We start from the raw sequence: 14,230 nt of genomic DNA, 5'->3' as shown, positions 1-14,230 counted from the left end.
TGCAATAACAGAGCATGACGGCTTTTTAAGACTTCATAAATTCTTGTGTTAGGGCAGGGGGACCTATGCTGAAATATCTTTCAAATCCAATATCACAGGGCAGTGGTCACTGCCTGTAATATGACAATCAATGCTCGCATCCATCAATAGCGGACGAAGTCTCTCCGAGACGAGGAAGTAATCAATCCGCCAGCCGATATTCCTTTCTCTCACCTTTGGCATGTAGGACCACCAGGAATAAACATCCGTCCGGTCAGGATAAAAGTATCTAAAGGTATCTATAAATCCGGCGTCTAGTAGCTGTGACATTCTGTCCCGTTCCTCAGGCGTAAATCCGGCATTTCCGTAGTTGGCTTTGGCATTTTTGAGGTCGATCTCCTGATGAGCTACGTTCAAGTCCCCACAAACGATGACAGGCTTCAAAGCATCCAGTTGTTGCAGGTAGCTGCGAAAACGGTCTTCCCATTCCAGTCTGTAGGGTAGTCGGGATAAGTCCCGTTTGGTATTCGGTGTGTACACATTGACGAGATAAAATTTTTCGAATTCCAAAGTAATGGTTCGGCCCTCCGGTTCTTCATTTTCTTCAAGGCCATAGTGCACAGAAAGCGGCTTGATTTTGGTGAAAATAGCCGTGCCGGAATATCCTTTTTTCTCAGCATAATTCCAGTATTGTGTGTATTCCTCCATGTTCTCCATGAGGATCTGCCCTTCTTGAAGCTTGGTTTCCTGTACGCAAAAAATATCGGCATTTGTTTCTTCTAGATAAGTATAAAACCCTTTGGTCACACAGGCTCTTAAGCCGTTTACATTCCAAGATATTAATTTCATTTGTTAATCTCCTTGCTAATTCACGCGGTCAAGCGATGTGATTTGTATATCCTTTGTTGACATAAGCTTATAAATGTCTTCTAGCTGGATTTCATAGGTTTTTCATCAAAATGGTCCTGAAATGGTGCAACATGATAGATGATAGCAATTTCTGCGTTTTTTTGAAAGAGTAGAGACTTGAAACCAGCGCCTAAAGTAGTGATGGGCAGACTAATCTTTCTACATTATTTATAATGAAAAAAAGCTCCCTTGCGGAAGCTATTTTTGGTGTAATTATTAAGAGAGATACTCTCCCTATGGTCGGCTGCGAAGTATAGGCTAACGATACCGATGACCCGACGTTCCCCCGTGGTTTATCTCATGAAAACAAAAAAAGCCTCCATTATGGAGGCTTCTTGTTATGACGTCCCAGGAGGGATTCGAACCCCCGACCGACGGCTTAGAAGGCCGTTGCTCTATCCAGCTGAGCTACTGGGACATAAAATTCAAGCGAATATTAATATATCATATGGATAAAAGAAATTCAAGTCTTATTTTGCATATATCGCTTATTTAGGCTTTATACAGCATAAATTCTGAGTAGACGTAGTTTTTTTTGCCTTATAAAAGGGTATGTTAGAATACAGGTGAATATGTGTAAGACGAGTGGTTGGACTTCGGCTACTGTTTCTCATATAATCTACAAATACTTGAGCTTGCGAAGGAGAGGGGGTGCCTTGAATAAAGGACTCCAAGGTGACGACAAAAGAAAATAATATTGTATTGTTTCCGAAGACACTGGACTATTATCAAATTCAACTTACTGTGATGCTTGAAAACGAACGTTACGGAGAGGCGATGGCGATGCTGCGTTTTTTAATGCAGTGTCAGGGACAGGAGCAGAAGCAATACGATGAATGGAACGCTCTATTACAATGGCTGGAGGCTGCATTTCCACAGTACGCTGACAGCGGGGCGGTAACGGACGCTGTGGAAGAAGAGGTCAGTGAAGTAGAGTTAGCTCGCCGTCATGCACGCTTTAAGCAGGAGCAGGATGCAGGCTACGGCAACAAGCTGTTGCGGATGGCTATGGATGAACCCTTATCCGAACAGACGATTTTAGCGTTGGAGCAGTTGTCCTATCTGGAACTGCCAGAAATCGACGATGCCTTGCTTCGCTGGATTACGGAACGGGAAATCCATCCCTTACTTCAATTCCGTGTTCTACAGACAATGCGACGACGCGGAATGGAAGGGACGATAGAAATCAGACGGGGTGATGAACAAGCGGAAATCGACATTGAAACGGTTCCGTTACAGCCAGGTGATTTTCCAGAGTCTATTATGCGTATTTTGGAACGGGTGGCCGATCAAACTGAGGTGCACGAGCCTACACTATTCTATTTTGCACAGGAGTTGTGGTCACAGTTTGTGATGGCGGTATACGGTACAAAAGATTATAGATCAATGTTGGTGGAAGAGGACGGAATGCCGGATATTTGGGCTGCAGCACTCCATCAGACAGTTTCGGAAAGTTTGAACGGAAATAATAATGAGGAAGAAACCCGTGCTATATATGGTATTACAGATGCGCTGCGCTTCCGTTTTGAGCAGGCGTATCGGTCGATGCGACTATTCGTAGCGGCGGGAATGAACACTCCTTAATGACCGGAAACGTTTACCTGTGAAGCATTCAAAGGGCTGCTCTTGAAAAAGACAGTAATGTTAGATATACTATAGTGGTTATTTTGTGTGCGTTGATTGTAATGAAAACTAAGTGAAGATTTTGTTGGAGGGGAAAGCATAAAATGAAAGCAACTTGGGAGAAAATAGAGAAGAACCTTGGGGTTCTTGAAGTTGAGGTTGACGCGGATCGTGTAGCCGCTGCACTCGACAAAGCTTTTAATAAAGTGGCAAAACAAGTAAGTGTACCAGGATTCCGTAAAGGTAAAGTACCACGTCCTATCTTTGAAAAACGCTATGGTATTGAAAGTCTGTACCAGGATGCAATTGACATCCTGTTGCCAGAAGCTTACAGCCAAGCTGTAGAGCAAACAGACATCTTCCCGGTTGACAGCCCTGACGTTGAAATTGATCAATTTGCTAAAGGCGAATCTTTCAAATTCAAAGCAAAGGTTACTGTTAAACCTGAAGTGACTTTGGGCGATTACAAAGGCGTAGAAGTGCCTGTAAGCAAACTCGAAGTAAGCGACGAAGAACTGGCTCAAGAACTGGAGCGCCTGCAACAACGTCATGCTGAATTGGTTGTCGTTGATGAAGATGCTGCTCAATCCGGTGATACAGCTATTATTGACTTCGACGGTTCCGTGGATGGTGTACCATTCGAAGGCGGACAAGCTGAGAAGTATTCTTTGGAACTGGGCTCTAACACATTTATCCCTGGTTTTGAAGAGCAAGTGGTTGGTTTGCACACTGGCGATTCCAAGGACGTTGAAGTAACGTTCCCTGAGAACTACCATTCTGCTGACCTCGCTGGCAAAAAAGCGGTATTCAAAGTGAAGGTTCACGAACTGAAACGCAAAGTTCTTCCTGAACTGGACGATGAATTTGCTAAAGATGTAAGCGAATTTGACACACTGGCTGAATTCAAGGAAGACTTGAAAAAGCAATTGTTGGATCGTAAGGAAAACGAAGCTAAAGCAGCCCGCGAGGGTGCTGTAGTAGAGAAAGTTGCTGAGAATGCAACAATCGACATTCCTGAAGCAATGGTGAAGAGCGAAGTGCAAAACATGGTTCGCGATTTCGACAACCGTTTGCGTAGCCAAGGTATGAACCTTGAAATGTTCCTCGGATTCTCTGGTCAAAGCAAGGAAGACCTGGAAGAGCAAATGAAAGCTGATGCTGAGAAGCGCGTACGTAACAACCTCGTGCTGGAGCAAGTGGCTAAAGCAGAAAACATCGAAGTTTCCGAAGCGGAAATTGATGAAGAACTGAAAAACATGGCTGAAGCTTACAAACGTTCAGTTGAGGAAATCCGCAGCATTCTGGAAGGTAACGGCTCGTTCGCTAACCTGAAAGAAGAAATTTCACTGCGCAAAACGATTGCTTTGTTGGTGGAAAACAGCAAAGAAGTAGAAGCGCCAGTTGAAGCTGCTGAATAATTCAGACGATAAAATATACGGAGTATGCTGTAACAAGCTGCAACGTAGCAATTAGATAGGGATAAGGCACGTAGTGAAAGTTACGTGCCTTATTTTTACCTTTGGTAACCCAAATTTTAGTCGTTTATGGAAAGTGCTGTGAGTCGTGTTTTTTGTTTTACATAAGTCACTACCGTATATTTGCACATACATACGAAACATGGTTAAATATGAGAAGGTCTCGGCAGAGTGTACTTTAAACAGCCCGCACTGCATATATGAGCGCATGCAAATATGACACGAGACTCTGAACATGTTAAAATATTTTGTAAGGTGTTCACGTTTCATGCTTGCTGCTTCCGTTTTAATGGGACATAAGGAAGCGGATGAATACAGGTGTTCATTTTAATAAAGAAAAGAGGTTGGTCGTGATGAGTCTCGTCCCTATGGTTGTGGAACAAACGAATCGAGGAGAACGATCTTACGATATTTACTCGCGGTTGCTTAAGGATCGTATTATTTTCCTAAGTGGCCCGATTGATGACGATGTCGCCAATCTCGTCATTGCACAGTTATTGTTCCTTTCTGCGGAAGATCCAGAGAAGGATATTAATTTGTACATTAACTCGCCAGGCGGTTCTGTAACTGCGGGCATGGGTATATATGATACAATGCAATTCATTAAGCCGGACGTATCGACGATCTGTGTAGGCATGGCTGCAAGTATGGGTTCGTTGCTGCTCACAGCGGGTGCGCCAGGCAAGAGATACGCGCTTACCAACAGTGAAGTCATGATCCATCAGCCGCTCGGTGGCATTCAAGGGCAAGCCTCCGATATGCTGATTCATGCGGACTGGATTATCAAAACACGTGCTAAGCTGAATCAAATCTATGTAGAGCGTACGGGTCAGCCCCTCGAAAAAATCGAACGTGATACTGACCGGGATTTCTTCATGGAAGCGGAAGAGGCAAAAGCATACGGTATCATTGACCAGGTGCTGTCTAAACCGATTAATCTGTAAAGGGGTGGCTCTATGTTTAAATTTAATGATGAAAAAGGACAATTGAAATGTTCTTTCTGCGGTAAATCTCAGGATCAGGTTCGCAAGCTTGTTGCTGGACCGGGCGTATATATATGTGACGAATGCATTGAGTTGTGCACGGAGATTGTAGAAGAGGAATTGGGTCATGAAGAAGAAGTAGATCTGAAAGACATTCCGAAACCAATGCAAATCCGTGACATTCTGGACCAATATGTCATTGGTCAGGATCAAGCGAAAAAATCGTTGTCTGTAGCGGTATATAATCACTACAAACGTATTAATACTCAAAACAAAATTGATGATGTGGAACTGCAAAAAAGTAACATTTTGATGCTTGGACCTACTGGTTCGGGTAAAACGTTGCTTGCGCAAACCATGGCTAAAATTTTGAACGTTCCTTTTGCTATCGCAGATGCCACTTCCCTTACGGAAGCAGGTTATGTGGGTGAAGACGTTGAAAATATTTTGTTGAAACTGATTCAAGCTGCCGATTATGATGTGGAAAAAGCCGAACGCGGCATTATCTACATTGACGAAATTGATAAAGTAGCCCGCAAATCCGAAAACCCGTCCATTACGCGTGACGTATCGGGTGAAGGTGTACAGCAGGCGTTGCTTAAGATTTTGGAAGGCACAGTTGCTTCTGTACCTCCGCAAGGCGGTCGCAAGCATCCACATCAAGAGTTCATTCAAATTGACACCACGAATATCCTGTTCATTTGCGGTGGTGCCTTTGATGGTCTGGAGCAAATGATCAAACGCCGTATCGGTAAAAAGGTTATCGGCTTCAACGCTACTAGCGAACAAAAAGATCTGAAACCAGGCGAATATACTTCAATGGTATTGCCTGAGGATCTTTTGAAATTCGGCCTGATTCCGGAATTTGTAGGACGCTTGCCAGTAATTTCTACGCTGGAGCCGCTTGATGAGAACACATTGGTTCGTATTCTGTCCGAACCGAAAAATGCGTTAACCAAGCAATACCAGAAGCTGCTTGAACTGGATAATGTGCAACTGGAGTTTAAGCAAGATGCTCTGGAAGCCATTGCTCGTGAAGCGATCAAGCGTAACACGGGTGCCCGTGGCCTTCGTGCGATCATCGAAGGTATTATGCTGGACGTAATGTATGAGGTTCCTTCCCGTGAGGATGTGACTACTTGCGTCATCAATGAGCAGGTTGTAAAAGACAAAATTGCACCGGAACTCGGTGGTACAGATAAGGATAAAAAACAAGAAGAGAGCGCCTAAGGATTGATACTTCGCGATCTCTAAAACATGAGAAGCCGGATCTCCACTTCACTAAACCTGTATGAGGTTTTAAGGGGTGGAGGTTTGGCGTTAATGGGAGAGAAAAGTACATGTTCTTAAGACAAGACACACGTCCCGTTAAAGTCGGGAATCTGACGATTGGCGGCAGCAATGAAGTCATCATCCAAAGTATGTGTACAACCAAAACAGCAGATGTGGAAGCGACTGTAGCCGAGATTCTTCGCTTGGAAGAAGCTGGATGTCAACTGGTGCGGGTTACCGTCAACAATGAGGAAGCTGCCGCAGCCATTAAGGAAATAAAAAAACGGATTCATATTCCGTTGGTTGCAGATATTCACTTTAATCACAAGCTGGCTCTACTGGCAATTGAAAATGGAATTGATAAGGTTCGCATTAATCCAGGTAACATTGGACGACGTGAAAAAGTGGAAGCTGTCGTGAAGGCATGTAAGGAAAAAGGGATTCCGATTCGGATTGGTGTGAACGCCGGATCATTGGAACAGCATTTACTTGATAAGTATGGCTACCCTACGCCAGAAGCGATGGTAGAAAGCGCACTGTATCATATCGGGATACTGGAAGAACTTGATTTCCATGACATTATTGTGTCACTGAAAGCGTCTGACGTTCCTATGGCGATTGCAGCTTATACGAAGGCCGCTGAAATTATTAAGTACCCGCTCCATCTGGGTATTACCGAAGCGGGTACGCTCTTTACTGGTACGGTTAAAAGCGCGGCAGGTATGGGCGCTTTGCTGGCCTCAGGCATCGGCTCTACAATGCGTATTTCGCTCAGTGCTGATCCGGTGGAAGAAGTGAAGGTAGCACGTGAGTTGCTCAAGACATTTGGATTGATCACAAACGCAGCTACACTGATTTCTTGTCCGACGTGTGGACGTCTGGATATAGATCTGTTCTCTATTGCCAACGAGGTGGAGGACTACATTGCAAAACTCAAGGTACCGATTAAAGTATCAGTACTGGGTTGTGCAGTAAATGGCCCGGGTGAAGCGAAGGAAGCTGATATCGGAATTGCTGGGGCACGCGGTGAAGGCCTTTTGTTCCGTTATGGAAAAATGATTCGCAAAGTACCAGAGGCTGATATGGTCGACGAATTGAAAAAAGAAATTGATATCATCGTCAAGGCTTATGAGGAAACAGGGAAAATCCCTGGACGTGAAGAACGTCATACCGCCGAGAAGGTGTAGGCAAAGCAGTTATATAAAGAGGCATAGTCATAATCTATTGTCATCATTTAAACGCCGTGGAGAGCAGCTCTGCTACAGAACTGTTCTTCACGGCGTTTTTGTATTTCTCTCTGATCTTTTGAAAGACCGCCGTTTAGCTATCGCGGAAAAGGAAATACTGTTTTTCATAGAGCGGCATTTTTCAAATTGCTGAGATGAGAAACGGAGGAAATACGATGGACTTGACTATGATTTTGTTATTGGTGCAAATGTTTTTCGGGATTGTAATTGGTCTGTATTTCTGGAACCTCCTGCGGAGCCAGAAAACGAACCGTAGTGCGGTGGATCGGGAATCCCGCAAGGAATTGGATAAGCTGCGCAAGTTGCGCTCTATTTCACTTACAAAGCCGTTGGCTGAACGCACACGTCCTGCCACATTACAGGATATCGTGGGTCAGAAGGACGGACTGCGCGCACTCAAGGCAGCGTTATGTAGTGCGAATCCGCAGCATGTCATTATTTATGGCCCGCCGGGTGTAGGGAAGACGGCTGCTGCACGCGTGGTGCTGGAAGAGGCTAAGAAGAATCTGTCCTCCCCGTTCAAGGGAGATGCCAAATTCACGGAGATTGATGCTACGACGGCCCGCTTTGACGAGCGCGGTATTGCGGACCCGCTGATAGGTTCAGTGCATGATCCAATCTATCAAGGGGCAGGAGCGATGGGGGTGGCGGGAATCCCGCAGCCTAAGCCCGGAGCTGTGACGAAGGCGCATGGGGGTATGCTGTTCATTGATGAGATTGGTGAGCTGCATCCAACGCAGATGAATAAACTGTTGAAAGTACTGGAGGATCGCAAGGTATTTTTGGAGAGTGCGTATTACAACTCGGAAGATTCGAACACTCCTGCTTATATCCACGATATTTTCCAAAACGGTTTGCCAGCCGATTTTCGTTTGGTAGGTGCGACGACCCGTTCGCCGCATGAACTGCCACCTGCGATTCGCTCCCGGTGCATGGAGATTTATTTCCGTGCCTTGCAGCCACAAGAGATTGCTCGTATTGCAGAGGATGCTGTCCACAAGCTAGGCTTTGGCCCTTGCCCTGAGGCGGTAGAAGTTGTACAGCGTTACGCAACGAACGGTCGGGAAGCGGTCAATATGATCCAGCTGGCTGCTGGTTTGGCACTTACCGAGAAAAGGGAGCGTCTCAATGCTTCCGACGTGGAATGGGTAGCGGGCAGCAGTCAAATTCAACCACGTCCTGACCGAAAAATACCGGGCTTGCCGCAAATCGGATTCGTTAACGGATTAGCTGTATATGGCCCGAACATGGGGATGCTGCTGGAAATTGAAGTTACAGCAGTTCCGGTTCCTGAGGGAAAGGGAATTTATAATATTACGGGGGTCGTGGATGAGGAAGAAATTGGAGGTGGGTCCCGCACGCTGCGCCGTAAGAGCATGGCTAAAGGTTCTGTGGAAAATGTTCTAACCGTTTTGCGTACGCTCGGATTGTCTCCATCGAATTACGATTTGCATATCAATTTCCCTGGGGGTACGCCAGTAGATGGCCCGTCCGCAGGAATTGCAATGGCAACAGCTATTGCTTCCGCGATGCGGGGAATTCCGGTGGATCATGAAATTGCTATGACTGGCGAAGTTAGCATCCATGGTCGTGTCAAACCGATTGGTGGTGTATTAGCCAAGGTTGAAGCCGCTTTTCAGGCTGGAGCTAAAAAGGTGATCATTCCGCAGGACAACTGGCAAGCTCTTTTTGACGGTATTGAGGGTTTAAAAGTCATTCCTGTACAGTCAGTTACCGAAGTGTTCCGACATGTGTTTGGGGAAGAGATGACGTCAGATTTGCCTGTGCATGCGCCAATTGAGACTTTTCGCCCATCCCAATCTTCCTTGTTACAGGCTGATGGAACGCATAACGGGACGATATCAGATACAGGATCTTGCTGATGAACCACCCTTTCATTGGTTTTTTCATAAAACATTTGATAAAATATGAAAGATAACAACGTGAGGATTGTAAAATCCGGAACCTGAGAATCACTGGAGGTGCGAAAGCGATGGGACCCACCAAGACAAAAGGTCGTCGTTTTCCTTTGCTGCCTTTAAGAGGACTTCTGGTCTACCCGAGCATGGTTCTGCATCTCGATGTGGGCCGGGAAAAATCGGTCAAGGCTTTGGAAAAAGCGATGGTTGAAGACAATTTGATTCTCCTGTGTTCTCAATCAGAAGTAAATATTGAAGAACCTACACAAGAGGACATCTTTCGAGTCGGCACGGTAGCCAAGGTACGCCAGATGCTCAAGCTTCCTAATGGAACCATTCGAGTATTGGTGGAAGGGCTGGAACGCGCCGAGATTATTCAATATACGGACAATGAAGAATATTACGAGGTAATGGCGAAGGAGCTGCACGAGGCAGAAAACGTACAGCCTGAGACGGATGCGCTTATGCGCACTGTATTAACTCAGTTCGAGCATTATATCAACTTGTCCAAAAAGGTAACACCGGAGACTCTCGCTGCGGTATCCGATATTGAAGAGCCGGGGCGGCTTGCAGACGTGATTACAAGTCATCTGACGCTTAAAATTAAGGAAAAGCAGGATATACTGGAGACGGTCGACGTTACTCAGCGTCTGGAGAAGCTTCTGGATATTTTGAACAATGAGCGTGAAGTACTGGAGCTGGAACGTAAAATCAACCAGCGTGTGAAGAAGCAAATGGAGAAGACGCAGAAGGAGTATTATCTGCGTGAACAAATGAAGGCGATTCAAAAGGAACTTGGCGAGAAGGAAGGCCGCGCAGGAGAAGTTGAGGAACTGCGCAACCAGCTAAGTGAACTGGAGTTACCTGTTCCGGTGAAGGAGAAGGTCGAAAAGGAAATCGATCGTCTGGAAAAAATGCCGGCAAGCTCTGCCGAGGGTGGCGTCATCCGTAATTATGTTGATTGGTTGTTAAGCTTGCCGTGGAACAAGTTTACCGATGATGATCTGGATATCGTCAAAGCTGAAGAGGTACTCAATAACGACCACTACGGACTCGATAAACCGAAGGAACGTGTATTGGAGTATTTGGCTGTGCGCAAGCTGGTGAAGACCATTAAGGGACCGATTCTGTGTCTCGTAGGCCCGCCAGGGGTCGGCAAGACCTCGTTGGCCCGTTCGATTGCCAAATCCATGGGTCGGGAATTTGTCCGCATTTCTCTCGGAGGTGTGCGGGATGAAGCGGAAATCCGTGGTCACCGCCGGACTTATGTTGGCGCGATGCCGGGGCGGATCATTCAAGGGATGAAGACCGCAGGAACGTCTAATCCGGTATTTTTGCTGGATGAGATTGATAAAATGGCTTCCGATTTTCGGGGGGATCCATCGGCGGCATTGCTCGAAGTGCTTGATCCTGAACAAAACAATACGTTCAGCGACCATTTTGTCGAGCTGCCGTTTGATCTGTCCAATGTAATGTTTGTAACGACAGCCAATGCTGCACACAACATCCCGCGTCCGCTAATGGACCGTATGGAGACACTCTATATTCCAGGCTACACCGAACTGGAAAAGCTGGAAATCGCCAATCGGTACCTATTGCCCAAGCAGAAGAGAGAGCATGGCTTGAACGAGGAACAGTTGGTCATCGGGGAGGATACGCTCCTGCGTGTCATTCGTGAATATACCCGTGAATCCGGTGTGCGGAATCTGGAACAGCAAATGGCTTCTCTGTGCCGCAAGGCGGCGAAGTCCGTTGTATCTGGTGGCGAAGGGCCGATTCAAATCACACCGGATAATCTGAAGGATTATTTGGGTATCGCTAAATTCCGTTACGGTGTTGCAGAACTGGAGGATCAGATCGGTACGGTTACAGGCTTGGCATGGACAGAGGTCGGTGGTGAAACACTGATGATTGAAGTGACGGTCGTACCTGGTAGTGGTAAACTGATTCTTACGGGTAAACTGGGAGACGTTATGAAGGAATCTGCCCAGGCGGCATTCAGCTACACTCGTTCCAAAGCAGTTGATCTGGGCATTGAACTGGACTTTTATGAGAAAAATGATATCCACATTCATATTCCTGAGGGTGCGATTCCGAAGGATGGCCCATCTGCGGGAATTACTATTGCTACCGCATTAATTTCAGCTTTGACCAACCGTCATGTATCCAAGGATGTAGCTATGACAGGCGAAATTACTTTGCGCGGCCGAGTATTGCCGATTGGTGGTTTGAAAGAGAAGTCGCTGGCTGCCCATCGGGCAGGCTACAAAAAAATTCTGCTTCCCAAAGATAATGAACGGGATTTGAAGGATATTCCCGACAGTATCCGGCAGGATGTTGAATTTGTCCCCGTTGCCCATATGGATCAGGTGCTAAAGCATGCTTTGGTTGAGCAGGCAAGGGTACATTAGAGAGGAATTAAGAACACAATGAAAGTAACAAAAGCAGAATTTATAATAAGTGCGGTTGGCCCCGATCAGTTTCCTGTGGACGCTTTGCCAGAGATTGCTCTGGCGGGGCGCTCCAATGTAGGAAAGTCTTCACTGATTAATCGGTTGATTAACCGTAAAAATTTGGCGCGTACCAGTTCTACGCCAGGTAAAACCCAGCAACTCAATTATTACCGGATTAATGATGACCTCTATTTTGTCGATTTTCCCGGTTATGGTTATGCCAAGGTATCCAAAACGTCTCGCAAGGCTTGGGGGCAGATGATTGAGTCTTATTTGCTGGAGCGTGAGCCACTTAAGCTGGTGCTTCAAATGGTGGATTTGCGTCATCCGCCGTCCAAGGACGATATCATGATGCACGATTGGCTGCGCCATCACGGGCTTCCAGTCTGCGTTGTAGGCACTAAGGCAGATAAAATCCCTAAAACGCGGCGAGAAAAGCATTATAAGGTAATCAAGCAGGAACTCGGAATACTTCCCGGGGGATTGTTTATCCCCTTTTCATCCGAAGAAGGTATGGGCAAGGAAGAGCTGTGGTCTGTCATCTCCAGCTATATAGAGAATGACGACGAAGAGCAGACGGAATTGTAAGGTTAGGGACGTCCTTGAGGGCGTCCTTTTTTCATGATTCGGGCTTCACAAAATATTAAACTCACTAAAATGGTGGGAATAATATATAATAACTAAAGGAACTCGTGGAATTTAAGTAGAAGAGTGAGGATATGGGGTATAATGCAGTCTCAACCCTATCATTTTCCGTTTATTTCCGATGTATGGCGGAAATTTATGATTTGATGTGCAAGAAAAGCGTTGTAGGTCTGATGTATAATAAAGCATAAAGCTTAAACTTATAGGTTCAGGAAAGAATTGAGGAGATTGGTATGGCTCAGCGGTTAGCCACAGAGTATGTTAAAACCACTTTGACCTTGTCGGAAACTCAAATGGACGAATTTTTGCGGGCAGTGGATGATCCCCAGGTGCATTACTATATTAAAGTTCTAGATAACGGAAGACAGGAAATCGTTCTGGAGCATAGTGCGGGTGAGGAAGTTCATTTGTTTTTTGAAGCCCAAGAGGGAGCGTTTGTGTGTGAATTGACTTGCCGCTTAATTCATCCGCAACTAACCCTGTTTATACGCAAACTTTTTGTTCGTTTTAAGGGCGAAGGCATCGTTTACCGAATGTATCAAGGATTCACTATGGTGTATTTTTATAATGAAGGTACGGTTCGTAAAATTATGGAGAAGAATGCCGTAGGCTCCAGGCTGGTATTTGAATATAAAAATACGGTTCAGGAACTGCAACAGCTTTTTCAGCATCAGAACGTCGAAAATGAAATATCAGACGTATATCATCTCATTAATTCGTTGCTTGACCAGCGGAATTTGGCGCGTACTTTCTCGGAGTTGGAACAGATTGACCACAAGCTTCGAATGAGTTGCTCGAAATTATTTGCACTGGAAGCTTAATAAGGCATGAATACATGGAATGAATCGTTATGCAGTGTAGTCCCTTTCTTTACCGAAAGGGGCTTTTTTATTCCAAAAAAATGATTGCATTTGCTGCACATAGATGTTATTTTTAATCTCGTTGAAAATGAATATAGGAACCAGGATTCACTCAGGACATTGAATGTTGCGAGAGGTTATTCCCTCGGGAAGTGAATGACGTAGGTCCTAGCGGATGAAATTTTTTCAAACATTTTATTCCTAGGAAGGGGGAACCGAAAGATGGAATTGGAGTACTCAACTTTCGGAAGACACGTTGCCGTAGATACTTGGGGTGTTGAGTTTGAATTACTGAATGATGCGCAGTTTTTGGAGGCTCAATTAGTTGAAGCAGCTGAAGCTTGCGGAGCAACGGTGATGTCTGTTCAATCCAAGCAATTCGAACCACAGGGAGCTACCGTGCTTGTACTGTTGTCGGAGAGTCATCTCTCTATTCATACGTATCCTGAGAGAGGATTTGCCGCTATTGATTGTTATACTTGCGGTGAGACTGTCGATCCGCAGCTGGCTATTGATTACCTGGTATCCGTTCTAAAACCGAAAAAAACATATGCGAAGAAGCTGATTCGCGGCTTGGGAGAACTTCAGGTGGAATCACCGGAGTGCAAGTTGGCTGAGTTGGTGTAAATCGTTCTTTTATGGAGCCATTTGTGCGTCCTATATTATAACCATGGAACATTTCCATGGTTATTTGTTTTAAAAGTGGTCTACACTAAATCAAATCTTACAGAACATGCTAGATGTTCATGAACGTCATCCAATTTTCATAAACAATTCATAAAACAGCCGGAGGAGATTCGGACTTCTGTGATATAATTAACATAGTTTATGATAACAGTGGTTATTCTTATTACAGTTTAGGCAG

11 protein-coding genes and 1 tRNA gene are annotated in these 14,230 nt (G+C 45.4%); 10 read left to right on the top strand and 2 right to left on the bottom strand.

Annotated features, from left to right (window positions below; translation table 11 throughout):
* Positions 1-63: 63 nt before the first annotated feature.
* Positions 64-828: an exodeoxyribonuclease III gene (locus tag MHI21_RS19575; protein ID WP_160789894.1), complete on the bottom strand. Its 765-nt coding sequence runs from the start codon at positions 826-828 to the stop codon at positions 64-66.
* A gap of 404 nt (positions 829-1,232) precedes the next feature.
* Positions 1,233-1,306: transfer RNA gene (locus MHI21_RS19570), tRNA-Arg, on the bottom strand.
* A 329-nt stretch (positions 1,307-1,635) separates the two neighbouring features.
* Between MHI21_RS19570 and MHI21_RS19565 the strand changes: the two genes are divergently transcribed.
* From MHI21_RS19565 to speD, 10 genes are all read left to right on the top strand, one after another.
* Positions 1,636-2,472 (top strand): hypothetical protein, encoded by an 837-nt coding sequence (locus tag MHI21_RS19565; protein WP_043882563.1) that lies wholly within the window; start codon positions 1,636-1,638, stop codon positions 2,470-2,472.
* A 143-nt stretch (positions 2,473-2,615) separates the two neighbouring features.
* Positions 2,616-3,929, top strand: a complete 1,314-nt coding sequence (gene tig / locus MHI21_RS19560; RefSeq protein WP_342418754.1) for a trigger factor — start codon at positions 2,616-2,618, stop codon at positions 3,927-3,929.
* Positions 3,930-4,339: 410 nt separating this feature from the next.
* Positions 4,340-4,930 carry an ATP-dependent Clp endopeptidase proteolytic subunit ClpP gene (clpP, locus tag MHI21_RS19555; protein WP_016324659.1) on the top strand — a complete coding sequence of 197 codons (591 nt, stop codon included), beginning with the start codon at positions 4,340-4,342 and terminating at the stop codon, positions 4,928-4,930.
* A 12-nt stretch (positions 4,931-4,942) separates the two neighbouring features.
* Positions 4,943-6,199, top strand: a complete 1,257-nt coding sequence (gene clpX / locus MHI21_RS19550) for an ATP-dependent protease ATP-binding subunit ClpX (protein WP_013311623.1) — start codon at positions 4,943-4,945, stop codon at positions 6,197-6,199.
* 110 nt (positions 6,200-6,309) lie between these two features.
* Positions 6,310-7,428 (top strand): flavodoxin-dependent (E)-4-hydroxy-3-methylbut-2-enyl-diphosphate synthase, encoded by a 1,119-nt coding sequence (gene ispG, locus MHI21_RS19545; RefSeq protein ID WP_025718670.1) that lies wholly within the window; start codon positions 6,310-6,312, stop codon positions 7,426-7,428.
* 215 nt (positions 7,429-7,643) lie between these two features.
* A complete protein-coding gene (lonB, locus tag MHI21_RS19540; protein ID WP_061828822.1) occupies positions 7,644-9,371 on the top strand; it encodes an ATP-dependent protease LonB in 1,728 nt (575 codons plus the stop codon).
* A 110-nt stretch (positions 9,372-9,481) separates the two neighbouring features.
* The gene (lon, locus tag MHI21_RS19535) at positions 9,482-11,818 is read left to right on the top strand and encodes an endopeptidase La (RefSeq protein ID WP_061828821.1); all 2,337 of its coding nucleotides are present in this window, start codon (positions 9,482-9,484) and stop codon (positions 11,816-11,818) included.
* An 18-nt stretch (positions 11,819-11,836) separates the two neighbouring features.
* Positions 11,837-12,448: a ribosome biogenesis GTP-binding protein YihA/YsxC gene (gene yihA / locus MHI21_RS19530; RefSeq protein ID WP_061828820.1), complete on the top strand. Its 612-nt coding sequence runs from the start codon at positions 11,837-11,839 to the stop codon at positions 12,446-12,448.
* Between the two features lie 290 nt (positions 12,449-12,738).
* A complete protein-coding gene (locus tag MHI21_RS19525; protein WP_134904425.1) occupies positions 12,739-13,326 on the top strand; it encodes a non-ribosomal peptide synthetase module in 588 nt (195 codons plus the stop codon).
* A 267-nt stretch (positions 13,327-13,593) separates the two neighbouring features.
* A complete protein-coding gene (gene speD, locus MHI21_RS19520; protein WP_025365654.1) occupies positions 13,594-13,992 on the top strand; it encodes an adenosylmethionine decarboxylase in 399 nt (132 codons plus the stop codon).
* The last annotated feature ends 238 nt before the right edge of the window (positions 13,993-14,230 follow it).

The organism is Paenibacillus sp. FSL H8-0168, assembly GCF_038592955.1.
In the GTDB taxonomy this organism is placed as follows: Bacteria; Bacillota; Bacilli; order Paenibacillales; family Paenibacillaceae; genus Paenibacillus; species Paenibacillus polymyxa_B.
This window is presented reverse-complemented; position numbering and strand designations above follow the sequence as displayed.

Excerpts from the sequence above, each read along its gene's own strand:
- tig (WP_342418754.1), top strand. The coding sequence starts at position 2,616 with ATGAAAGCAACTTGGGAGAAAATAGAGAAGAACCTTGGGGTTCTTGAA.
- MHI21_RS19575 (WP_160789894.1), bottom strand. The coding sequence starts at position 828 with ATGAAATTAATATCTTGGAATGTAAACGGCTTAAGAGCCTGTGTGACC.
- clpP (WP_016324659.1), top strand. The coding sequence starts at position 4,340 with ATGAGTCTCGTCCCTATGGTTGTGGAACAAACGAATCGAGGAGAACGA.
- lon (WP_061828821.1), top strand. The coding sequence starts at position 9,482 with ATGGGACCCACCAAGACAAAAGGTCGTCGTTTTCCTTTGCTGCCTTTA.
- MHI21_RS19525 (WP_134904425.1), top strand. The coding sequence starts at position 12,739 with ATGGCTCAGCGGTTAGCCACAGAGTATGTTAAAACCACTTTGACCTTG.
- ispG (WP_025718670.1), top strand. The coding sequence starts at position 6,310 with ATGTTCTTAAGACAAGACACACGTCCCGTTAAAGTCGGGAATCTGACG.
- lonB (WP_061828822.1), top strand. The coding sequence starts at position 7,644 with ATGGACTTGACTATGATTTTGTTATTGGTGCAAATGTTTTTCGGGATT.
- MHI21_RS19565 (WP_043882563.1), top strand. The coding sequence starts at position 1,636 with ATGCTTGAAAACGAACGTTACGGAGAGGCGATGGCGATGCTGCGTTTT.
- clpX (WP_013311623.1), top strand. The coding sequence starts at position 4,943 with ATGTTTAAATTTAATGATGAAAAAGGACAATTGAAATGTTCTTTCTGC.
- yihA (WP_061828820.1), top strand. The coding sequence starts at position 11,837 with ATGAAAGTAACAAAAGCAGAATTTATAATAAGTGCGGTTGGCCCCGAT.